This window comes from Chroococcidiopsis sp. SAG 2025 (genome assembly GCF_032860985.1).
GTDB lineage: Bacteria > Cyanobacteriota > Cyanobacteriia > Cyanobacteriales > Chroococcidiopsidaceae > Chroococcidiopsis.
Genome location: NZ_JAOCNC010000006.1, coordinates 21,756 through 44,304, shown reverse-complemented (window position 1 = coordinate 44,304; position 22,549 = coordinate 21,756). Strand labels below are relative to the sequence as shown.

At 46.3% G+C, this 22,549-nt stretch carries 17 protein-coding genes and 2 pseudogenes; 10 read left to right on the top strand and 9 right to left on the bottom strand.

Annotation, left to right across the window (positions count from 1 at the left end):
- Window positions 1-1,386, top strand: a 1,386-nt coding sequence (murJ, locus tag N4J56_RS39645; protein ID WP_317112504.1) for a murein biosynthesis integral membrane protein MurJ, incomplete at its 5' end; no start/stop codon positions are given.
- Between the two features lie 57 nt (window positions 1,387-1,443).
- On the opposite strand, the gene N4J56_RS39640 is transcribed toward murJ, so the two are convergent.
- On the bottom strand, window positions 1,444-1,671 hold the full coding sequence (locus tag N4J56_RS39640) for a hypothetical protein (RefSeq protein ID WP_317112502.1): 228 nt from the start codon (window positions 1,669-1,671) through the stop codon (window positions 1,444-1,446).
- 87 nt (window positions 1,672-1,758) lie between these two features.
- Between N4J56_RS39640 and N4J56_RS39635 the strand changes: the two genes are divergently transcribed.
- Window positions 1,759-1,914, top strand: a complete 156-nt coding sequence (locus N4J56_RS39635) for a hypothetical protein (RefSeq protein WP_199755859.1) — start codon at window positions 1,759-1,761, stop codon at window positions 1,912-1,914.
- Window positions 1,915-1,957: 43 nt separating this feature from the next.
- Here N4J56_RS39635 and N4J56_RS39630 read toward each other — a convergent pair whose 3' ends face one another.
- Window positions 1,958-2,281, bottom strand: coding sequence for a transposase (locus N4J56_RS39630; protein WP_317112501.1), 324 nt, complete (start codon window positions 2,279-2,281; stop codon window positions 1,958-1,960).
- Between the two features lie 310 nt (window positions 2,282-2,591).
- Between N4J56_RS39630 and N4J56_RS39625 the strand changes: the two genes are divergently transcribed.
- Complete coding sequence (locus N4J56_RS39625) at window positions 2,592-2,885, top strand: ion channel (protein ID WP_199197210.1); 294 nt, start codon at window positions 2,592-2,594, stop codon at window positions 2,883-2,885.
- A 2-nt stretch (window positions 2,886-2,887) separates the two neighbouring features.
- Window positions 2,888-4,504, top strand: a complete 1,617-nt coding sequence (locus N4J56_RS39620) for a sodium:proton antiporter (protein WP_317112500.1) — start codon at window positions 2,888-2,890, stop codon at window positions 4,502-4,504.
- 959 nt (window positions 4,505-5,463) lie between these two features.
- On the opposite strand, the gene mobV is transcribed toward N4J56_RS39620, so the two are convergent.
- Entirely contained in the window at window positions 5,464-7,212 is a 1,749-nt protein-coding gene (mobV, locus tag N4J56_RS39615; protein WP_317112498.1) for a MobV family relaxase, read from the bottom strand.
- Window positions 7,213-7,561: 349 nt separating this feature from the next.
- On the opposite strand from mobV, the gene N4J56_RS39610 reads away from it, so the two are divergent.
- The 4 genes and pseudogenes from N4J56_RS39610 to N4J56_RS39595 all read left to right on the top strand — a co-directional run bounded on the left by N4J56_RS39610 (window position 7,562) and on the right by N4J56_RS39595 (window position 11,669).
- Entirely contained in the window at window positions 7,562-8,059 is a 498-nt protein-coding gene (locus N4J56_RS39610; protein WP_317112497.1) for a hypothetical protein, read from the top strand.
- A 15-nt stretch (window positions 8,060-8,074) separates the two neighbouring features.
- A complete protein-coding gene (locus N4J56_RS39605) occupies window positions 8,075-8,863 on the top strand; it encodes a hypothetical protein (RefSeq protein ID WP_317112495.1) in 789 nt (262 codons plus the stop codon).
- Window positions 8,860-9,654, top strand: a complete 795-nt coding sequence (locus N4J56_RS39600) for a hypothetical protein (RefSeq protein WP_317112493.1) — start codon at window positions 8,860-8,862, stop codon at window positions 9,652-9,654. Before N4J56_RS39605 ends, N4J56_RS39600 begins: the two co-directional genes overlap by 4 nt.
- A gap of 357 nt (window positions 9,655-10,011) precedes the next feature.
- Window positions 10,012-11,669, top strand: a pseudogene (locus N4J56_RS39595) (IS1182 family transposase).
- A 99-nt stretch (window positions 11,670-11,768) separates the two neighbouring features.
- Here the strand turns inward: N4J56_RS39595 and N4J56_RS39590 are convergent.
- From N4J56_RS39590 to N4J56_RS39570, 5 genes are all read right to left on the bottom strand, one after another.
- Window positions 11,769-13,622, bottom strand: a complete 1,854-nt coding sequence (locus tag N4J56_RS39590; RefSeq protein WP_317112491.1) for an ABC transporter ATP-binding protein — start codon at window positions 13,620-13,622, stop codon at window positions 11,769-11,771.
- A gap of 37 nt (window positions 13,623-13,659) precedes the next feature.
- Window positions 13,660-14,112 (bottom strand): DUF1636 domain-containing protein, encoded by a 453-nt coding sequence (locus tag N4J56_RS39585; protein WP_317112490.1) that lies wholly within the window; start codon window positions 14,110-14,112, stop codon window positions 13,660-13,662.
- A gap of 215 nt (window positions 14,113-14,327) precedes the next feature.
- A complete protein-coding gene (locus N4J56_RS39580) occupies window positions 14,328-15,170 on the bottom strand; it encodes an iron-siderophore ABC transporter substrate-binding protein (RefSeq protein ID WP_317112489.1) in 843 nt (280 codons plus the stop codon).
- Between the two features lie 211 nt (window positions 15,171-15,381).
- A complete protein-coding gene (locus N4J56_RS39575; RefSeq protein WP_317112488.1) occupies window positions 15,382-17,979 on the bottom strand; it encodes a TonB-dependent siderophore receptor in 2,598 nt (865 codons plus the stop codon).
- Between the two features lie 164 nt (window positions 17,980-18,143).
- The gene (locus N4J56_RS39570; protein WP_317112487.1) at window positions 18,144-19,142 is read right to left on the bottom strand and encodes an AraC family transcriptional regulator; all 999 of its coding nucleotides are present in this window, start codon (window positions 19,140-19,142) and stop codon (window positions 18,144-18,146) included.
- A gap of 628 nt (window positions 19,143-19,770) precedes the next feature.
- Here N4J56_RS39570 and N4J56_RS39560 point away from each other — a divergent pair.
- A pseudogene (locus tag N4J56_RS39560) lies at window positions 19,771-20,720 on the top strand (cytosolic protein).
- Window positions 20,721-20,981: 261 nt separating this feature from the next.
- Window positions 20,982-21,962 (top strand): tyrosine-type recombinase/integrase, encoded by a 981-nt coding sequence (locus N4J56_RS39555; protein ID WP_410500857.1) that lies wholly within the window; start codon window positions 20,982-20,984, stop codon window positions 21,960-21,962.
- 67 nt (window positions 21,963-22,029) lie between these two features.
- On the opposite strand, the gene N4J56_RS39550 is transcribed toward N4J56_RS39555, so the two are convergent.
- The gene (locus N4J56_RS39550; RefSeq protein WP_317112482.1) at window positions 22,030-22,500 is read right to left on the bottom strand and encodes a helix-turn-helix domain-containing protein; all 471 of its coding nucleotides are present in this window, start codon (window positions 22,498-22,500) and stop codon (window positions 22,030-22,032) included.
- Between the last annotated feature and the right edge of the window lie 49 nt (window positions 22,501-22,549).

Genomic DNA, 22,549 nt, shown 5'->3' with positions numbered 1-22,549 from the left:
ATCCACACCACGATTGTCAGCATCTTAGAAAAGCGTAGCAAACAGGAAGCCGCTCCCCTAGTGGAAAGCATCACGACTCTAGTTAGCGGAGTGTTGTTGCTCGTATCCATCGCCCTGTTCTTGTCGGCGGATGGATTAATTTATTTGGTGGGTCCGCAATTGAGCCAGACAGCCCACGCGATCGCTGCCGAGCAATTGCGAATTATGTCGCCGATGATATTACTGTCGGGATTAATTGGGATTGGTTTTGGCACGCTCAATACTGCCAATCAATACTGGTTGCTGTCTCTCAGCCCCGTACTTTCTAGCATCACGATTATTTTGGGGCTGGGAATCTTATATTTATCTTTGGGGAGCCAAATAATTTCTCCTGCTTATGTGGCAATTGGCGGGCAAGTTTTAGCCTGGGGAACGCTAGCAGGGGCATTATTTCAGTGGATCGTACAATTAATCGTACAGTGGCGATTACGACTTGGTACGCTGCGCCTGCGATTTGATTTTCGCTCTCCTGCCGTACGGCAAGCAGTTAAGTTGATGGCTCCGGCTGTTTTTGCTTCTGGAATGCTACAAATTAATCTGTTCACCGATTTTTTCTTTGCTTCCAGCATTCCTGGGGCAGCAGCTGCTTTCAACTACGCCAACTTAATCGTTCAGACTCCCCTCGGCATCATTTCCAATGTCATTTTGCTCCCCTTATTTACAATTCTTTCTCGCTTTGCCGATCCGTTAGAGTGGGATAATCTCAAATCGCGGCTGCGGCAGGGATTAATTTTAACGGCTCTCACGATGCTTCCTTTAGGAGCTTTATTTGCAGCTCTAGCGATGCCAATTGTCCGAATTGTGTACGAACGCGGAGCCTTTCAACAAGACGATTCGCAACTCGTAGCCTCAATTTTAGTTGCCTACGGCATTGGTATGTTTGTCTACTTAGGGCGCGATGTCTTGGTACGAGTATTTTACGCCTTGGGAGATGGAGAAACGCCCTTCCGCGTTGGTTTGTTAAATATCTTCCTTAACGCCCTGCTAGATTTTATCCTGATCAAACCTTTTGGTGCGCCTGGAATTACACTGGCAACGGTAGGAGTCAATACGATCTCGACGCTGCTGTTTTTGGGCGTGTTGCATCGAAAACTCCACGGTTTACCATTGCGGCAATGGAGTTTACCATTTTTGGGGTTAATTACTAGTAGCTTTATTGCTGGGGCAGCTAGCTGGGGGACTCTCTGGAGTTTGCAACATTTTTTCGGCAGTCAGGGATTAGTTTTACTATTGCTGCAAACGATCGCCTCTGGCTTCGTCGGCATTGGAGTTTTCGCCTCGATCGCCACCCAAATGAAATTACCAGAAATCGATTTATTGATTTCTCGACTCAAGAAGAGGGCTTAGGGGCGATCGTGAGAGCTAGGGAAGCTGAGGGAGCTGAGGGAGAAAAACTGGCAGGAGTTACGCAATTGGGTAAAGGGAGTAGCGAGGAGCGCTCAGGTAAGTCCGAATTGCATCCCGAATAATAGCGAGTTTAGCTTCGTACCAACTAATACCTATAGCAAACCAGTATAGTTCTAAGCGTAAGAATGCCCGAATTGCCAATCCAAAGGGAATTGCGTTGCGCCCGCGGGTGCACGTACTTGAGTGCGTTCTACCCCACAACACTGCTTGAACCCACGATGGCACTCTTTACTCTTCAATTGCCCAAGCAAACTCGCTCCACTGTAGCATTGTAACTAGTTCAAGTTGAGGTCATTTGTTGCCTAGTAATCAATGTCGCCGTTTGGGGCGACTATTTTAAATACTTTGACCAAGACAAGCGTCTTTGAGATGTACAACGGTTCCCATCCTAGTGATGTCAACTTCAGCGAAGGGACGATTGCTTGTGCCATCGGGGTTGACATGCCGATTGCGCTGGAAGCGGGTTAGTCAAGTCCACTGGTGAGAGCGAATGAGTTTGAGATTTTCTAGACTACACTTGCCAACTATCAAAGACAACACTCTGTGGGGCAAACTCTCTCGCCTTTGCTACGTCCAACATGGCGCGTCCGTCAACGTTTTTCGTGGCTCCATCCACCGACTTTTCGTAGAATCGATAGTCTAAGGGGATATGGTTGTCGCCTTGCGTCCATAACAATGAAATGAGGTTAATTCCTTGCACCACCCGCCCATGTTTACCCGACCAGTGGCGAGTGACTAATTCCATCTTCTTGGCGTAAAACTTATCAAGTGTAGAATCATCTACGACTAGAATTCCAGTCGCCAAACTCACATGCTGTTGAGCTTCATTCCACAATACTTCTGGCGTTGGTTCCAGACGATGTAGTAGGCTTATAATTGCATCATGGGCAGGCGAGTTTCCACTTTCTGGTTGGACTCGTTCTGCTTCAACATTGCTGGCTTTCTGTGTAGCAATTCAGTTAGTTGATATAGTCGTACTCGTTGACCTTCGATGGATTCATTCCCCTTTTACTCAACTGCGTAACTCTTGAGTTTTATTGCAAAATCAAAATATGAACCGTCTAACTACACGTCGATGGTGTAATTACGCCGTTTTGCTCACTTCAATTTGCTTGGGATTAATTGTGCTTTTTGCACTACTATATATGGGAATAGATCGACTTAGCTGGGGAATGGTGTTAACCCGTCAAGAAACTCGTGAAGTTGACTTTCTATCGCTGCTTTATTTCAGCATGGGCACCTTCTTTCGGATTGGCTATGGCGATCAAGTACCGACTGGCTGGAGTTGTCTGCTTGTTGGGTTAGAAGCATTGAGCAGTTACTTGTTAGAATTGATATTTCTGGCTCAAGTGGTCACAGCAACATTAGAACGGTTCATCTCACAGCGACTGAGAGAAAAATTAGAAGATTTCCCATCACTCAGCTCGCATAGGTATTAGTAATGCTTTGGTTGCTAGGACAATCAGTTTTGGCACAAAGTAGTCCAGTAGACCCCCAAGTTTCTGGGGATTTATCAGAACTGGCAACAATCCTAATTGTTCTACTACTCGTTGCAACAGCTGTTGCCCTGGTCACACAGCAGCTTCGGATTCCTTACGTTACAGGTTTAGTATTAGCAGGTTTACCAATTACTGAGCTATTGTCTCGTCGCATTGGTTTAGATCCTGCTCTTGTTTTAAATCTATTCCTGCCAATTCTCATCTTTGACGCGGCAATCAATACAGACATCAGGCGTCTACGCAACACGTTTAAACCAGTCGCTCTTCTGGCTGGACCAGGGGCTGTGTTTTCCTCTGCAATTATTGCTGTTCTATTGAAATATGGGCTTGGACTAGCTTGGATACCAGCGTCCCTCATGGGAGTCATTCTGGCAAACACGGATACAGTCTCAATGATTGCCGTCTTTAAAGAGATTCGCGTGCCCTCCCGTCTTTCCACCATTGTTGAAGGAGAAACCTTATTTAACGATGCTGCTGCCCTAGTTTCGTTCAATCTAATTTTGACAATATATGAAACAGGTTCCCTCACCTTCTCAACAGGAGTTCAACAACTGCTGATTGTCGCCTTGGGGGGTAGTTTCTTGGGGTTAGTTATAGGCTATTTGAGCGTACCTATATTCATTCGTTTAGATAACCCCCTTAGCAGTCTTTTACTAACAGTTGCAATTTCATTAGGCACCTTTCAGGTAGGACAATTTTTGGGGGTATCAGGTGCAGTGGCAGTGGTCGTAGCGGGACTAATTTTCGGAAATGTTGGGCTTTCACGTAGTACTTCCGCCTCCGATCGAATCACCTTGTTTAGCTTCTGGGAATATGCCAGTTTTGCTGTCAACACCTTTATTTTTCTGCTAATTGGCATAGAAATCGACCCAATGACGCTGTGGAGAATGTTGCCAGCAATCCTTTTGGTTGTTCTAGCGTATCAAGTAGGACGTATTCTCTCGGTCTACCCGCTGTTAGCCGGAGTCCGCTGGTTCGACCGTCCAATTCCCTGGCTCTGGCAGCACGTTCTGGTTTTAGGTAACATCAAAGGCTCTCTTTCGATGGCACTGGCTCTGAGCATTCCTTTGACTTTGCCAGGACGAGAAGAGATCGTTACTCTGGTCTTTGGCGCAGTACTGTTCTCCCTGGTAGGACAAGGGTTAATCCTACCCTGGCTGATCAAGGGATTGAAGCTGTCCAAGGTTTCAAGTATTAGGCAACAGGCTGAAAAATTACAAATTCAATTGATTGCTTCTAAAGCTGCTCAGGATGAGTTGGATAGCCTGCTCAAGGCAGGAGTTTTACCAAGGGCAATCTACGAGGAGATGCGGGCTGCTTACCAGGTAAGGGTGGCAACGTCCGAAAGAAGTCTGCGCGACCTTTATAACCAAAGTTCAGGGCGCTCTGCTAGCGAGCCTAGCGATCGCACCAAATTAGATGCTATTCGCCGCCGCTTGCTGCTAGCTGAAAAAGGCGCGGTGAACGATGCGCTACGCAAACGCATCCTCTCAGAGAACTTAGTACAGGCTTACGTTCAAGAACTCAACGAACAGCTTCTCAAGTTAGAAGACGATTAGCGCATGACTCGCTCTCGATATTCCATCAACTGATTTCGCAGCACACTGTTGATAGGTAATGTTCTAGATCTGTGGATTGGTGATTAAATAAAGGGTTTTAGTGTGACTTGCACTAAAAAATGAACTTTTAGCTCATTTTGTCGGTTTGCACATAAGTTGAAAAATTAACTACGGCAGAATGGCACTTTGAGCCATCACATTTGCACATAAGTTGAAAATAATTGACGCAAAAGGTGAAAATTTCCTACCCAATTCGTGCATAAAGTGAAATTTTCCGACAACTAGGGATATATAGATTGATAATTCATGCTGAATAAGGGTTTCAAGTTTTTTAAGAGATAATGTGAGCTCTCACCCCATACGACAGCATAAGGGTTACGCGGACAGAATTTTCAACTTATGAGCAAAATTTTCAACTTATGCGTCACGATTTTCACTTTATGTGCAAACCGACAATTTTATGCTTCAGAAAACCCTTAATCATTTTATGCTTCAAAGCTGTAGTCAAAGTAGAAGACCAATCTTTTCCATGTAATACACGGTCAAGGTTAAACATTACGCCTAATTCTTTGGTTTTACTATTCCTTGGTTTTCACTATTGTCCAACGGGATCTCGTTTGGGTTTGCGTTGTCCAACACGTCGGGAAGGCTTTTTTGGCGTTTCAGGTTGAGTAGTTGTTTCATCAAGTGATTTCTGTTCTACGACGTGAGCGGGAGTAATATTGGTTTCGAGTGGTGTCTCACTAGTTGAAGAATCCGTTTGTTTTGTTTTCCTTCGAGTTGGTTTTTTCTTAGGGGTGGCTAAGCGGGAAGTTTCGTTGAGTGTTGTGGAAGTCGTTTCATAAGGTGTAGAACTGACAGGCTTTGAGCGATACCTCTTCCGCTAAAAAGTATTTTTGTGATATTTATTTACCTAAACGAGAGCGCCATTCGATAACTAACAAATTTTGGCTCTAGTTCTACAGACTAAATCCCCGGCTTTGCTTCTGCTCAGATTCCCGCTGCCTATTTTGCTGTTGCTCCAGGTTAAACATATTCTTTAGCTCCTGATTCCAATCTTGAGCCTTTGGTAGCTTGCGTATCGAATTAGGCAACTGTTCCATGACTGTTTGTGCCATCAAATTACCTGGGGAGTCATTATCATAAGCAACAATAACCGACTTGTTTGGTAGCTGTCGGAAAAATTCTAGCGGCACAACACCAGCTCCATCAGTAGATAAATAAATCGTCTTGCGTGAATCAGTGCGGTCTAACACGGCGAATGACATCGCATCAATCGGAGACTCTACCAACACTACTCGTTGAATTGGGTCGCTTGATTGTCCTCCGATTTGGAAGTGAAACCATCCAGCATTTCGTTTAGATCCAAGCGCTAATCCTTTGAATGTATTATCTGTTCCGGCTGTGCCTCTCAGTGTTGCTCCAGCGATCGTCTCCTCATCTAGAGAGCGGCGAATAAATACAGCATTTTGTTTGTCATCTGCATAAACTAATCCCTGTTGATGTAAGGCATCCACCATAGCAGCAGGGAGTCGGCGCTCGCGGGTGAGATATGTTTTCACCTGATGCCACTTGCTTTCATCTTGCTTTGGAGGAACAAACTGACGTGGCGGTTCCTTTTGAATAATGTCTCTAGTTTGATAGGCAACAGCAGTTAGCGTCGCCCCTTCCCCAAATCTGTCATTGAGCCAAGCAACTGCCTGTTTGAATTCACACTGAAGTACGTGCATCGCCAAGTCAATTGCACCGCCACCACCTTTAGTATGCTGCCAGTCATAAAACTTGCTGCCAGTGATATTGATTATGTGATTTTCGTGCTTCCACTTATGCTTGTCTTTGGGGTCTGGGTCTAGACCCAGTTCATAGGCAACTTGTTCTAGAGGTAGGTCGCGGACTTTGTTGGCAACGTCTGTGTATAAAGTTTTCCAGTTTTCGATCTCCCGTTTCTGGGCGTGTACCGTGGATTCCAAATCACTCAGGCGCTGCTGTAAAACTTCCTTTTCTCTGGCAAGTGCTTTAGCGGTGCGCTCTAGATCTTCTTTTTCTTTAATTGCCCGTTGGCGATCTGCCAGTTGGTGATGAAGAGTCGCAATGTCTAGCGTCAAGTCTGGTGGTTGAGTGACAGCCGCATAGTATTCCTTGACTTCTGTGTGGGTGGCTCTGCTGCCTTTAATACCGCGCTCCAGTCCTAGTGGAGCCATTGCAATAGCATAGCTATCCTGAAACTTACTGAGTTTCTCTCGCCCACCAAACAATGCTCGACAGTTGAGTTTCCCTTTTTCATCTAGGGGGACAAGATAAGCGTGGATGTGTGGGGTGGCTTCATCCAAATGCAACTCGGCTCTAACAATCCGGTCGCCATATTTCTCATCAAGCCACTGATGCACTGCCTGTTGGAAATTCTCTAGTTGCTGCAAGTGATAATATCCGGCTCGACCAGGCTCGTCAGGTCGGAAGTATTCTGGGCTAGCTGTCAAAACCATTTCCACGCACTCTACAGCATTCTTCCGAATCGCCTGCCCGCCGATGCGCTGCCTAACTAGGGTTTCCAAGTCAGGAGGAGAAGCTGTGTCTGGTTGACCGATAAACCGGATATTCTGAATTTCTGGGTTGGCATTTGGGGTTTCCCGCTGTCGTTTGGTATGCTGTTCTGAGGCGGCGATACCCCCACCTTTAAGTTTGGCGATGCGAGCGATGGCATGAGGCATATTCTTTTTCCCAGTAGCCCTCCCCCACTAGGACGCTGGACGAGGGGATGGAGTTGATGCCCCGCAGGGCGAACGCAACAATTTTAGCGCAGCGGTGCCGTTAGGCAAAAATTGTATAGTAAGTACACATCAAACTATGGCTCCTGGGAAAAGAAATAGCAGTAGCTGCGAAGCTGTGGCTGGGATTGAGGGGATGGTGTCCAGGGGCTACTGGGAAAAAGAATAGATGTTGTAGGGCTGAGTTTGGTTGCTTTAGGTAGGTTGCTAGAAGTTAACTTATCTTTACCCGCTTCTATTTCTCACCAGGGAATAAGTCGGCTAGACTTACAGAAAGTAAGTCGGTGTTGGTATGCCTCCTAAGCAGACAGTAATTGACATTGATGAGGATAAACTCAAGTCGATTTTATCGAAAGTAGAGGCGCGGACTCCTCCTAAGCCTAAACAGGGGATGACGCTCAGAGAAGTCATTATGAAATCCAAGGCAATGATTAACAAAGCCTTGAAGCGCGGTTATACCTATGAGGAAATTGCGGCTATCCTTACAGAGGAAGGAATCAGCATTAAAGGAGCAACGCTCAAGCAGTACCTAACTGAATCGAAAAGTAAAAGAAGTAAAGCTACTCCAGCTGGGTCAGCGGTAGAGTCAACGACTGCACCGGAGCAATTGTCATCACAATCAGATATTAAACCGTCAGCTACAGCAGAAGCAGAGCCAAAGGGAGAGGCTCAGTCAGATATCAAAGCCCAGACTAAATCAGATATCAAAACCGATACGAAATCTTCGGCTAAACCTAAGTCAGTTGTTCGAGGTAAGTTTGCTGACGTTCCTAGTAACGATGAGCTGTAGTAGAAGAAATATCATATGGCAAGTAAACAAGAGCGAGAATTAGTTTCTGCCCTCAAACGACTCATCTTTATTTACGGTGACAAGGGTGGAGTAGGTAAGTCAGCAGTTGCTCGGTTATTGCTTGATATCTATCGCACCGAGTCTGTGCCTTGTCAAGCGATTGATTCCGATACTAGCAATGCAGACTTGTATCGCTGCTACAAGCGGGTAGGAGATCAAGCACAAGAGATTGTATCTGGGGAACCAGATGCAGTCGAGCGGGTAGATTTTACCGTCAGGGGAGAGGCAGATTATTTAATTGACAGCTTGGGAGATTACAGCGAATTGATTCTGGTGGATCTGCCAGCGAGATCTAGGGATGCGTTTACCACTTTCATCCGCGAATTAGATCTATTGAATGTAGCGACTGAATCCGGCTATCGAGTCACTATCATTCATGTCTTGGGGAAAACCCGCAGTTCGGTCAGTGCGCTGAAGGATGTGGTCGAACTGTGTGGGGATGGAGCTGATTATGTGGTGGTGAAAAACTTGCTGTTTGGGTCGCCGCATACTTTTACTCGCTACGATGCATCCCAGACGCGGAAGAAGGTAATTGAGCAATTGGGTGGAGTCGAGCTAAATCTCTTAGAGATGTTTTGGACTTCGTGGGATGTAATTGAGGATAACGATCTGCCTTTCTGTTGGGCGGCGGATGCACAAAAGACAATCCTTCAGCGCAGCCAACGCACGCGGGCTTATCGCTGGCTGGCAGATATGACATCAGAAGTGAAAAAAGCGTCTACTTATTTGGGGATAGGTGAATGAGTTTTATTGATGACAATTACTTAGATGGCATCATCACTCAGATGACGGCAGAACACAAAGAGAAGATCGTGCGGACGGCGAAGCGGTTAAACTTGCCGGATGATGATGTGCTGTTTCTGTATATTGGTGCAGTGGAATATACCGTGCAGTTATGTGAAGATGTCTTAGGCGGGATAAGTAATGAGCGGCAAAGAATTGAGCAGTCATCCGAATCGCTTGGACTCAATCAACAACAGCAATCCCAAAACTTAACGGAAAATTTAATTCGAGCAGGTAGAGATCTTGTCAAACAGATTCAAAGCGCTGGCAGTGCTGCCACCTCAGCTATAGCAGAGGCTAATACCGAAGTCCTGAATCAATCTAGAGCGACAGTAACAGAAGCAGCCCAACTGAAAGAGGAACTGCTGGCATACCGCGCCACTGTAGAGACTGATAGACAAACGAATAAAAATGTTTTAGAAGGTTTGTTACAGCGAATTGGGCAGATAACTGGGGGGCTGGAGACAGCGATCTCGCAAATCAATGGGGCTAACACGGCGATCGCTAAACTTCAACGGAATACAGTCTGGATTAAGTTCGCTGACTGGTTTTCGCCGCTGATGGCTTTGGCTATAGTAGCGCTAGTTGGTTTTGGTAGTGGCAGTTGGGTGATGTCGCTTAAGTACAATGATTCCACTAATAACTTGGGACGTAACCTGGTGCAATGGAACCTAGATCGTCTGCTTAAGTGCCGAGAAGACGAGAATCCTAAATGCACTCTCTGGATTGTGTCGCCAGAACTAAGGGAGTAACGATCTCGGGCGTGAGGTCGCCTTATTCTCCTTAATGGGGTTTTTCATGTGTACCATTTGAACGCTAAGTTATTTGGCACAAGATTTGGTGACGTAGCTACAAGGGTTTCCGGCTCCAAAAATTGGGATGGTTCAAATGGTACAGCCATCCATCAGCGTATTCAGTGTGTCAAATCCCCATTTTTAGAATTAACTGAAAAATTTTGCTGAAACTTATTCTGGTTAAGGTTTCTAGCCATCGCGTGGCGGCTGGTGACAGCTTCGCTGATACTGTTGGCGAATTCGTCAGAGAAAAATCAGAATTAGCTGCCTTGCGTAGGATTAAGGTAAAGACCAATAGGTAAGTGGAGGTGCAGTATGTCGATGCAACCCCAAACCATTCCTCCGATTCCAGAGAATACAGCAGCGGTTGCAAGAGCAGCTTTTCCTAAAGGCAATCTTTACCTCCAAATTCGGGATAACCTTGGCAGCATCTACCAAGATGAAACCAAAGCAATCACTATTTTCTAAACGTGGACAACCTGCTCAAGCTCCTTGGCAACTGGCACTTGTTTGTGTAATGCAGTTTATAGAGAATTTATCTGACCGCCAAGCTGAGTCGCGCTGTTCGTGGGCGGATTGATTGGAAGTATGCACTCAGTCTTCCCCTGAGCGATCCAGGATTCGATTACTCAATTTTGAGTGAATTTCGCACTCGTCTAATTGCAGGCAATGCAGAACAAGTGCTGCTGGACAAGTTGTTAGAGCAATTACGCTCCAAGGGATTGCTCAAAGGACATAAACGGCAACGGACGGATTCAACTCATGTTCTGGCTGCGATTCGCATTCTGAATCGATTGGAAACATTGGGAGAAACATTTCGCGCTGCACTCAATAGTTTAGCTGTGGTGGCTCCGAATTGGCTAGCAGCGCATTTGCAAGACGCTTGGTTCGAGCGCTACAGCCGCCGTCTAGAAAACTATCGATTACCTAAATTAGACGACGAACGAGAAGAATTGGGTCGCACGATTGGCAAGGATGGATTTGCATTGTTAGATGCAATTTACGATGGGGCTACCCCAGAGTGGATGCGACAAATTCCAGCCGTTGAAACGCTGCGACGAGTTTGGATGCAACAATTTTACGCACCTACTGAAGACGGGAGCGTGCAATGGCGCTCATCCAAAGACATGCCACCATCCACACTGGCAATTCATTCACCCTATGATGTAGAGGCGCATTACAGTTCAAAACGTAGTGTTGATTGGGTCGGTTACAAAGTTCACATCACTGAAACTTGTGACCAGGATTGTCCGCATTTCATCACTGAAGTATGCACAACTCTCTCAACAATACCTGATGATGCAGTCGTTGAATCTGTCCATCAAACCTTATCAGAGAAGTCACTTCTACCCGAAGAGCATTTGATGGATACAGGGTATGTAACAGCGGACCATATTGTTAACACTCAGGTAAACTATGGTATCGAACTGATTGGAAAAGTTCGCATCAATCCCAGTTGGCAGACCCAAAGTAACTCTAAGTTTTCTGCTGACCAGTTTGAAGTGGATTGGGATAATCAGATCGTCACCTGTCCCAAGGGGCATCAAAGTATTATTTGGCGACCCAAGATTGATAATCGTGGCTTGAGAGTCGTTCACGTCCACTTTTCTCAAGCCGATTGTCGGCGTTGTCCAGTCCGCAAGCGTTGTACCCATTCCAACACTGCCCGAAGATTGTCACTACCACCACAAGCCAAGTACAACGCTTTACGTCAACGACGGCGGGTGCAAGAAACGTCAGAGTTTAAGCAACTCTACCAGCAACGAGCAGGAGTGGAGGGAACATTATCGCAGGGCGTGAGACGTTCTGCCTTAAGGCAGTCTCGATATGTTGGATTGGCGAAAACACATCTTCAGCACATCCTAATTGCTACTGCTCTCAATTTGATTCGCTGGGATGCTTGGCTCTCAGGTATCCCACTGGCTCGAACTCGCTACTCTCGATTTATGGAGTTGAAGTCCCAAATAGCGTAGCTTTTTTCTCTGACGAATTCGCCAACAGTATCTTCGCTACTCTTGCCCTTTTAACGGAACGAAGTGAAGTGGAGGCGTGGGGAGTGTCAAATACCTGAATCAACGTAGAGTTGGCGAAAGTCCTGACTGTACGCACCAGAGGTTTGCATATATTCCATTGACGGATAGCAACTCCTCATGCGTACCCTGCTCGACAATTTGACCTTGCTCCATCACGTATATGCAATGACTGTAGCGAATTGTCGACAGACGGTGGGCGATCGCAATTGTGGTACGATTCTGGGTAATCATCGCCAGCGACTTTTGAATCGCCGCTTCTGTTTCATTATCCACCGCAGAGGTCGCCTCATCCAAAACTAGAATTAGCGGGTCTTTGAGAATGGCACGGGCGATCGCAATTCTTTGTCTTTGTCCGCCAGAAAGCTTCTGTCCTCGTTCGCCGACAATTGTATCGTACCCTTGTGGTAGTTCTAGAATAAACTCGTGTGCTTCAGCTAACTGAGCAGCGCGGACGATCTGTTGGGAGCTGGCTGCTAAGTTCCCATAGGCGATGTTTTGAGCTACCGTACCGTGAAACAAAAACACATCCTGGCTCACCCAACCGATGCAACGCCGTAATTCTCTCAGTTGTAGTTCCCGTATATCGATGCCATCAATAGTAATGCGTCCGCTTTGAATTTCGTAAAAGCGCAGCAATAGCTTGACTAAAGTGCTTTTCCCCGAACCCGTTGCGCCGACAATGCCGATATTCGTTCCGGCTGGAATATGCAGCGATAGGTTTTTCAGCACAGGAGCGCGTGAAGCGGAGCTATCCCGTTCGCCGGAGGCGTTCCCGAAGGGTAGGAAATCGCTGTAGGCAAAGGTGATGTTATCTATTTGTACTTCACCGCGTACTGTTTTTAATGATAAGGAGCGATCGCCCCCAGGAATGGCGATTGGGGTATCCAACAATCCCATCACCCTGCGAATCGAAGCCATTGCCCGTTGATACTCGTCCATAATTTGGCTTAAAGAAGCAAAGGGCCACAGTAATAGCTGTACGATGAATACCAAGAAACCGTAGGTTCCCACACTTATGCGATTGTTTGCCACAGCCACACCGCCAAAAAACAGCGTGGCGATAAAGCCCACCACAACTATGAAGCGAATTAAGGGATAAAAAGCAGCAGAAAGGGCGATCGCTTTCTTGTTACTACGGCGATAGGCATCGCTTTCTGAAAGGACGCGGCTGCGCTCGTAGTCTTCGGTGGTGAAGCTTTTAATTGTAGCAATACCTGAGAGATTATTGGCTAAACGGCTACTAATGAATCCAGCTTTTTCGCGCACATCTGCATAGCGGGGAGCAAGTTGTTTTTGGAAAGCAAATGAACCCCAAAAAATGAATGGAATCGGCAGGATGGCGAAAGCAGCAACACTAGGAGCGATGAGAATAAACGAGCCACCTACAGCCAAAACCACGGTGAGAAATTGCAGAATTTCCGTCGCCCCAGAATTGAGAAACCTTTCCAATTGATTGATGTCATCGTTCAAAATTGATAAGAGCTCTCCGGTCGAGCGTTCTTCAAAATAGCTCAGTTCCAGTTGTTGCAAATGGGTATAGGTATCGAGGCGTAATCCGTGCTGAATGGTTTGAGCTAAGTTGCGCCAGAGGCGATCGTAGAAAAACTCAAATAGTGATTCTAAACTCCAAACTAATAAAGTTAATAGCGATAGTACGGCTAGCTGTCCAACGATGTTGGTGATGCCAATTTGAGCAATGATAGAATTCTCTTTTTCTACCACGACATCTACAGCGACACCTATTAAATAGGACGGCGCAAGGTCGAAGAGTTGGTTGAGTATGGTGCAGGTTACGGCAGTCCACACTTGAATGCGGTAATTTTTGGCATAGCGTAATAACCGTAAGAGTGGATACTTTTTGGAGCGCAAATCAGAAATTGGCGAAGGTGACATAGTAAACGCCCAACGCAGACAACAGATTGAGTGACAATTACGTGGACTTTTTAGCAGGTATTACAGGAGGAATTTGAGCGAAAATTGCCAACTGTAAAAGTTTAGGAAACTTTTCCCAAGCTATATTTCCTTTACGACTCTTGATATACAATTGCAGAAATTCTAGTATTGCTGCTACGCTATCTTCAGGAGTCAGATTGACAAAGAGATATGTAGGTTTTTTCTGACTAGATACCGAGACAACACAGCCTTGACTGCAAGCCCATAAATATCCAAATGGCTGAATTTCAAGTTCGTTAACAAGAAATTTTTCCGTAGATAAATCGTTGATTTTGTCAAGTAAAAAAGTACCGTCAGCAGGCTGATTTTCTGGTCTTTCTTCAGAAGAGTGATGGCAGGATTTACAGACAAATAGGTCGGGTTTGATTGTGGAGTTAGGATATGTTGAGGTGATATTTTTAGGGCTTATTAATGGCTCGACGAACATCATTAGTTTGTTCAGTATTTCAATTTTTTTTGATAATTATTTAGTTTACACCGTTTCTGGTTTTGATTCAAACAATCGCAAATGAATAGAGTGTGTTTCGGCATAGATTTAAGTAGTAGAACAAAAATAATTATACATTTTGAAAATTTCAAATTTTGCGGTTGCTTCGTTTCTCGCAATGACGATATATATTTAATTCTTTAATTTTGTGTAAGCAGTTAGGATACATTAACTAAATATTTATACAAGTCATCAATCACGGCATCAGCCGCCAAAAAGTTTGATCCAGTCCATGTGTAACCATTGACAAGATAAACCTGCCCTTGCTGAACGGCTTTGAGCGTTTTCCATAAAGGTCTTTGTTTCAAGCGTTCAAAAGCTGCTTTGCCTTCTCGATCAAAAGCTAAGAAGAATAAAACATCACCATCTACTTGCTCTAACCTTTCTTCAGAAATGTCGTAAATTACACCCTCAGGCGAAAAAATATTTTGAGTTTCTGGGCGTTTCAGACCCAAATCACTCAGAATAGAACCTGGAAATCCGCTTTCAGTATAGGCAAACATATTGAAACCAGCACTTCCAGCAACAGAGATAGTTTGGTCTTTATAGCAATCGCCTAGCGATATTTTTAGTTTTTCAATTCGTTGGTAATAATGATTTAAAACCTGTCGTGCTTTTTCTTCTTTTCCTAATACTTTAGCAATAAAATCGAAACCTTCTTTCCAAGTCAATATTACGTCTTTAAACTGAGCTATTACTACAGGAGCAATTTGAGAAAGTAGGGGATAAATATCTTCGTTATATTCTGTAGCTAAAATTAAATCTGGCTTCAGTCGCAAAATTCTTTCCAAATTTGGAGATACGTCTATGCCTGATAACATGATCCCTTCCGTCTTATTCCCCAGATAGCTTTGAACATCTAGATAGTTTCCACTCGACTGCTCAATTGAGCGAGCATTACTGCCAATAGGCTTAACGCCCAAGACAAGCGTATGACCTAGAAAATGGTGTGTAAGGGTGACAACCCGTTGAGGGTTATTAGGAACACAGGTTTCTCCCATTGCGTGTTGCACAACTCGACAAGGGGGTGAGGGTGGTTCGGCAGTTAACATATCGCTATGATCGATCGCTGTCCCGCTACAGGCTGAGACAATCATGGCAGTCAAACCCACACCTAAAAACCATCGCCACCAAGCTTGCCATCGTGGGCATACTTTTCCTAGTAATGCTCTAATTCCGCCCTTCTTGAGGGGGGCAAGGGAGAATCTCATATCAAAACTCCCACGAAATCGTACCCTGCACCGTGAACGGCGCACCAGGAAAAACGTTCGCCTGACTAGTGGCACTTTCAAAATAATCGACATCGAACAAATTTCTAAGATTGAGGGCGGCGCGGAACCGATCGCGCCTGTAAAAAATCGCGGCATCGGTGCGGAAATAGCTGGGCAGCTGAAAGCTATTGTCTAAATCTCCTTGCCGCTCTCCGATATAGAAGAATCCCAAGCCAAATCCTAACCCTTGTAAAGTACCTTGTTGAATTTCATAGCTAGTCCACAAATTAAAGGAATTTTCCGGAACATTATTCAAACGATTACCCACGGGAAGAGTGTTGTCTTCGGTAATTTCGGCATCGGTGTAAGCATAACCCGCGATAATGTTCCACCCTGGTAGAATTTCGCCTGCAATGCTGAGTTCAATGCCTCGACTGCGCTGCTCCCCTGTTTGAATCTGAAATTCTGGATTATCTGGGTCTTCAGTTGTGACATTGGTGCGGGTCAGGTCGTACAATGCCAAGGTTGCTGAAAGTCGCTCGTTCACGTCTGCTTTGACCCCAATTTCATATTGAGTCCCGCGCTCTGGTTCAAATGCGCCACCACCAAAGGCAGTGCCTTCAACTGGGACAAACGATCGGCTATAGCTGGCATAGAGTGAAATAGGTTGAATCGGCTGATAAACAATACCGATACGCGGACTGAAAGCATCCCCCGATTGACTAGTAGTATCACTTTGAAAACGAAAGTCTTGTTCAAATAGATCGAATCGCCCGCCTAATAGCAACTTGAGATTCTCTGTGAGAGTCACCTGATCTTGAACATAAATTCCCAAAGTTCTCGTTAATTGATCGCCATCAAAAGCGTTGATGGACGATCCAGTAATACGCCCATACACAGGGTTAAATATGTCTAGCGTTGTCGGTATAATACTGGGACGATCGAATGCTAAGAATGAGCTGCTCAAGTCGATGCCCAGGAGTAGCTGGTGGTCAATTGATCCAGTTGAGAATTTGCCCGTTAGGTAGGTAGCTAGGTCGTAGTCTTCGTAATCAACAGTATTGGTAATTGCCTGACGATTTAAGGTTCGATTATCGTCGGCAAGACCATCTTCAGTAATAATATAGAACTCATTTCCAGGCTCACTTCTTTGAATTCTCGCCGAAAAAGCATTTTGTAATGACCAGTTGTCGCTGAACTGATGTTCTAACCGATAGCCTACTCTGGTAATAGAGGTATCAATAACACCGTCAGGTTCTCCAGTGAAGCGTTCGCGCGGAATTTCACCATTTGGATTAGGCAGGACTGTACCAACTGCTGGCAAGCCTTGGTAACTAACAATGCTTCTTTCTGTGTATTCGCCTTCCAAGGTTAAGCGAGTTCGCTCTCCAATATCTACACTTACGACGGGCGAAACAGTGAAGATACTGGCTTCCACAAAATCAATGAAGCTGCCTCTATCCTGGTAGCCGACATTGAGACGATATAACAGTGTTTTGGAGTCGTTTAATGGTCCAGATAAATCGATCGCACCCTCATAGAAGTCATAATTGCCAATGGTGGCATCAATGGCATAGAAGGGATCGCGTAGGGGTTGTTTCGTCACTATGTTGATCGTTCCGCCTGGATTGGCGTTTCCATAAAGCACAGAAGCTGGACCTAAGAGCGCTTCGATTCTTTCGATGTTGGGGGTAAAGTCCTGTAGTATATCTCCACCTTCTCTTAGTCCATTTCTCAGAAAATTGCCACCACTGCGAGCTGCAGTACTAAAGCCTCGAATGTTGTACGAAGCATCGCCGAAACTGTCTGGACCACTATTTGTAGTTACCCCACTTACGTTTCTCAGGGCTTCATCTAGGCTGTTAACATTTTGATCGCGCAATACCTCCTGGGGTACGACTTGAATTGATTGGGGGATGTCGCGCAAAGGCGTGTCGGTTCGCGTTCCTACGCTGGTATTCGGTACGTTATACCCATCCTGTTCCCCCGTCACCACAATTTCCCTCTGCTCGTCAGCCTCAGCCGTGGGTTGGGCAGTGGATGTACCTGGCGTAAAGCTAAAAATCAATCCCTCATTTGGAGAGTCATACAACTGCACAGAGGGCAAAGCTGCTTCCCCTGTCACCGTGACTCGAATACTGTTGGCAGTAGCCTGAGTCACAGCCACGCGAGTAATTCCGCTTGCAGGGTTATCTTGGCGAAATTCTCCTTGGGGAAGTGCCAGCACAGCGTTGGGAATATTCGCAATATACGATCTACCCAAAGCCAGAGTTACAGGCTGGAGTGCTTTCCCTTGAGTGGTTTGTAGAATTATCTCTACACCTTGATCGGTAGGATTTGTCACAACTCCCGTAATTGATACGGCTTCACCCCCCTGTTTCCCCCGCAGGTTCGGGGGGACGGAAGGGGGGTCAGGAGGGGGTGTCTGTACGAGTGTTTGAGCGCTTGTCGCCGGAAGCTCGACTTCACTCAGTTGAGGAATATTGTTGTTGACTTCTGGAATATTCTCCCCCACTTCCTCACCTTTCGCAGGAGTGCCGAGCAAAAAAGCGATCGCACTTGTCAGCAGCAGACTTTGCCACAACCTATCTAGCCTCATCGATCTCCTCACACTTAATCCCCAACCGGAGTAGTCCAGATTTCCGACCTCATCCAAAAGTCAGTAATTCTGTAGCATCCAGTCAGCTTATTGCGTAATATTTCTAAGAGTTACAGGGAGCAGTGTAAGGAAGTCTCAACCCACGAGTCTATCCCCAAACGGCATCACAGTCCCGAAACGGACTTTTTCCCCAACAAACATTCTCTTGGTGTAATGCCATACTGTCTTTTAAAAGCTGCTGCAAAGTGACCGAGATGGGTATAACCCACTAAATTCGCAACTTCGGCAACAGTCATATTACTTTCTCGCAAAAACTGCTCGGCTTTCTCCATCCGCATCTGCGTCAGATAACCGAATACGGTCGTGCCAAATAACTCTCGAAATCCTCGCCGTAAAGTACGATCGCTCACCCCTACCAATGCAGCTAACTCTACCAACGAGGGCGGATTTTCTAAGCGAGAAAAAATAATTTGTCTGGCGTGGTGAATCCGTCCAATGGTATCTGATTTTAATGGCGATATTTGGACAAAATCTCCACCTGCAAGCAGGGGAGATACTTGTAAAGCAATTAACTCCAGTACCTTCGCTTCTAAATAAATTCGTTTTGTAATTCCTTGATAGGGACAATTAAATATTTGTTGTGTCAAAAATCTGACGGCTGGAGTCATTTCTGGATAAACTAGGGTTTGCCAATCATTCTCCTTTGCCAATAACTTTAACTCGGGAAGAATTCCGCCATCTTTTCCAGGGAAAAAAGTTGCTAACAAATCGGGTGACATTTCAATGTTAATCCCTACCATCCGAGGAGAAGAAAAATGCTTTACCTTCATCTCTCGTTGAATACCACCCCCAGAAATTACTGTATTTCTCTCACTAATCCAGCCGCGTTCGTCATCTTGAATTATTCCTAAAAGGAATACACTAAATTGCAAGGGATGATTTGAAGCTGGACGGTTTTCTACGTAATCATCGCGATACTCATGGTCAATAATCGTCAGCTCAAGTTGGGGATGCAATTCAATATATCGATCGTAGCCACTTCCTAAAAAACTCGGCATCTCCACGTACAATTCAAATGGTTCTATCGATGCAGGTTGCAGACTATTTTGTGCTGCCTCATCCCAAAGTTCCTCTTCCTCGCGTGATGTGAGTGAGATCGTCATAGCTGGCGGTTAGTAGTAGTGAAATTAATGATACTATTTCTCAATTAAAGACAGAAGACTCTCTTTATCACCACTATGGCTGATTTGCAGGTTTGGTTGGAAACGCTTGGGGGTTAAGATGATGATGAGTGCGTAGACGCGGAGCGGCTTGTCTGTGACATCGCCTGTGACGAGATTAGACTTGACTTTTGACAGGAGGCGATGGCATTGAGCCGAGATAGCTGTAGATTCGGAAATTAAGGTTGAAAAAGATTATCCTGCACTCGTGTTCGGTAATTTGCTACTTCTTTGTATTTAACACCGCGCTCGGCAACAAAAATCAAGCCTTTCCAAGGCATCTTGCAGGTTTTTACAGCCCTGTCGCTGCAATGCCTAACATTGTTGGTCGCCATTAGGTATGCCAAACTGTGCTGTGTTTGTGCTACTTCTCCAGCCTACTGCTGTTCGCGATCGTCTGCCAAATCTGTGCTTTAGCGTGCGCTTTGCAGCATACCTGAAGCTAGATGTAGAGCGATAACCCACCACACGCAAGTCCGCTCCCCAGTTGGTGGAAACCATGTTTTCTCGACCTAGACATCGACATCGACGGGAGCAAAACACATCGCCAGCTTCCCACTACCAGCAAAGCATGAGCAACCCCCAGACCCCTTTTGACACCCCTTGGAAAGACGCAATCGAGCGCTACTTTGAAGACTTTATCCGATTCTTTTTCCCACAGGCTCATGGGGAGATTGAGTGGAGACTAGGCGTGAGAATTTCTCGACACAGAACTGCAACAAGTGGTGCGGGATGCAGAACTAGGGCGGCGGTTGGTCGATAAGCTAGTGAAGATTTATCGCTCTAGTGGTGAAGAAGCTTGGGTTTTAATTCATGTGGAAGTCCAGAGTCAGCCGGAAAGCGGCAAAGCCCGAGCGGATGTATGTGTACAACTACCGCATCTACGATCGTTACAAGCGAACAGTAGTGAGTCTAGCCGTGCTGGGTGACGAGCGAAGAAGCTGGCGACCCAATGAGTTTGGCATTGAGCTATGGGGGTGTCAAGTCAATTTCAAGTTTCCCATAGTGAAATTGTTAGACTACTTTCAACAGTGGTCAGCGTTAGAAGCCAGTCGCAACCCTTTTGCTACAGTGGTCATGGCGCATTTGAAAGCCCAAGAAACCCGTGACAATGCAACTGGGCGTTTTGCGAGTAAGCTGGCTTTGACAAGACGGCTGTACGAACAAGGTTATTCGCGTGAGGATGTTGTCAACCTGTTCGGGTTCATAGACTGGATAATGAGTTTACCTGAAGAATTAGAGCAAGAGTTTTGGCGGGAAGTGATTCAGTTAGAGGAGGAGAGGCGGATGCCGTACATTACGAGTGTAGAGAGAATCGGAATTCAAAAAGGTATTAGGCAAGGACTGCTGGAAGGCATTGAACTGGGCTTGAGATTGAAATTTGGCAGTGAGGGGTTAGGAATCTTACCGGAAATCTCCCGTATTCAGGATGTGGAGCAGTTGAGAGCGATTCTTGCCGGACTGCAAACGGCTGACACCCCAGACGAGCTGCGTCAAATAATTCAACGCGACGAAGAATGAGTCATGAAGCAGCTAGTCTCCTGACCTCGAATGATGAACAAAAAAATGGGGGAGGTTTCAAGCCCATTGAATTAATCTGTGGGTAGGAGAGATATCTATAAAAACCTCCCCCATTTTTTCAGATTTATCTCTGACGAGGGCGACTGGCAGCGTCACCAGCAGCTAGAGTGATGGGCGCATTCGAGCGTCGAAGCGTTAATTATGCGGCTTGGGCATGGGAGAATCACTTATGAAAAATCATGTTTGCCCAAGCCCCCCCCCATGAACAAGGCGATCGCTCCATTGTCAGAGCCAATCGATCTGGCGCTATCAGTACCACTGCCCCTGACCCAGCACCCAGCGGCGGTGTACTTGTCGCAGCTGGCTCCCAAGTCGCGGCGGACGATGCGACAATCTCTCAATGCGATCGCCTCCATGCTAACTAATGGGCAGTGCGATGCATTGACTCTGGACTGGTCAAAGCTACGCTACCAGCACACCGCTGCTCTTTTAGCCGTCTTCAAAGATAAGTATGCCCCAGCGACGGCAAATAGAATGTTGTCAGCGTTACGCCGCGTACTAAAGGAAGCACGGCGATTGAAGCTGATGGATGCTGATGACTATGACAGCGCGGTGGATTTCAAAGGCATTAAAAGTGCCCAACTGCTGCGCGGTCGAGCTTTAAGTGAAGCAGAAATTTCGGCACTTTTATCCGCTTGCATGGATGACCCCACGCCGAAAGGGGCGCGGGATGCGGCAATGATTTCTATCTTGATGGCAGGGCTGCGACGCAGTGAAGTGGTGAATTTGGATGAAACTGACTTTGACCCAAAAACGGGTGGTTTAACAATCCGCAGGGGCAAGGGAATGAAAGACCGGATAACTTATTTACCAACTGGGGCGGCGGCGGCGGTGGAAGATTGGCTGGCTATTCGTGGTGACGAACCAGGACCGCTGTTGTATCCAGTTGATAAAGCGGGTCAGTTCGCGACTCGACGTTTAACTGACCAGGCGGTGATGTTCGTTCTCCAAAAACGAGCCGCAGAATCGGGGGTGGCTGCGTTTTCGCCTCATGATTTCCGGCGGACGTTTATCACAGAATTGTTGGAAACAGGCGCTGATGTAATTACGGTGTCTCGGCTGGCAGGACACGCCGATCCTGCTACTACAGCCAAGTACGATATGCGCTCTGAAGAAGTCAAACGGCTTGCCGTGGCGAAGCTCAAGGTTCCTTATCGCCCACGTCGCCCGTTATCGGGTTAATTAGGTGAAATTTGGCTCACGCCCTTACCACTACCCTAGACTCGGACACCAGCCCAACTGCTCGTTGTCAAAGGCGATCGACGTAGTCTTCCAGGTCGGTGCGCTTCACGCGGTAGCCCCTACCGATGAGCTGTGCGGTAAGTGTGCCATCCTTAATCGCGGCGCGGAGTCGTTGACGAGAAATTCCAGACAGGGCGCTGGCTTCAGCTAGGCTCAAGGTGAGTTTGTGCTGGATGGGGACGGTGAGGCGTACTATCTCTTGCTCCTCACGTAATACCTTCAACACGTCCGCTAGGTGGTTTAATCCATCCAGCAGGGGGAGTAGGTGCTTAACTTCGACAAACTTCGACAATGCCGTTTCATCTCTGTCGGGGTTTGTCGGGGTAGGGTCAACCGCTGGCTTATAGGTCTTCGTCTCAAGGGCGGCTTTAAACGCACGTAACTCTTCTTCGTCATAAACCACGACCGAGCGAGTTTTGCCCTTCTCGTAGCGTCCGCCGATCTTCCCCTCCTGGGTATAGCGCTCCAGCGTTCGCACATTGACACCTAGGAAATCTGCCGCCTGTTGTTTAGTGAGCATCCCGATC

Coding starts and splice junctions, on each gene's coding strand:
- N4J56_RS39635 (WP_199755859.1), top strand. CDS start 1,759: ATGTCGCCGTTTGGGGCGACTATTTTAAATACTTTGACCAAGACAAGC.
- N4J56_RS39625 (WP_199197210.1), top strand. CDS start 2,592: ATGGGAATAGATCGACTTAGCTGGGGAATGGTGTTAACCCGTCAAGAA.
- N4J56_RS39620 (WP_317112500.1), top strand. CDS start 2,888: ATGCTTTGGTTGCTAGGACAATCAGTTTTGGCACAAAGTAGTCCAGTA.
- mobV (WP_317112498.1), bottom strand. CDS start 7,212: ATGCCTCATGCCATCGCTCGCATCGCCAAACTTAAAGGTGGGGGTATC.
- N4J56_RS39610 (WP_317112497.1), top strand. CDS start 7,562: ATGCCTCCTAAGCAGACAGTAATTGACATTGATGAGGATAAACTCAAG.
- N4J56_RS39605 (WP_317112495.1), top strand. CDS start 8,075: ATGGCAAGTAAACAAGAGCGAGAATTAGTTTCTGCCCTCAAACGACTC.
- N4J56_RS39600 (WP_317112493.1), top strand. CDS start 8,860: ATGAGTTTTATTGATGACAATTACTTAGATGGCATCATCACTCAGATG.
- N4J56_RS39590 (WP_317112491.1), bottom strand. CDS start 13,622: ATGTCACCTTCGCCAATTTCTGATTTGCGCTCCAAAAAGTATCCACTC.
- N4J56_RS39585 (WP_317112490.1), bottom strand. CDS start 14,112: ATGATGTTCGTCGAGCCATTAATAAGCCCTAAAAATATCACCTCAACA.
- N4J56_RS39580 (WP_317112489.1), bottom strand. CDS start 15,170: ATGGGAGAAACCTGTGTTCCTAATAACCCTCAACGGGTTGTCACCCTT.
- N4J56_RS39575 (WP_317112488.1), bottom strand. CDS start 17,979: ATGAGGCTAGATAGGTTGTGGCAAAGTCTGCTGCTGACAAGTGCGATC.
- N4J56_RS39570 (WP_317112487.1), bottom strand. CDS start 19,142: ATGACGATCTCACTCACATCACGCGAGGAAGAGGAACTTTGGGATGAG.
- N4J56_RS39555 (WP_410500857.1), top strand. CDS start 20,982: ATGAACAAGGCGATCGCTCCATTGTCAGAGCCAATCGATCTGGCGCTA.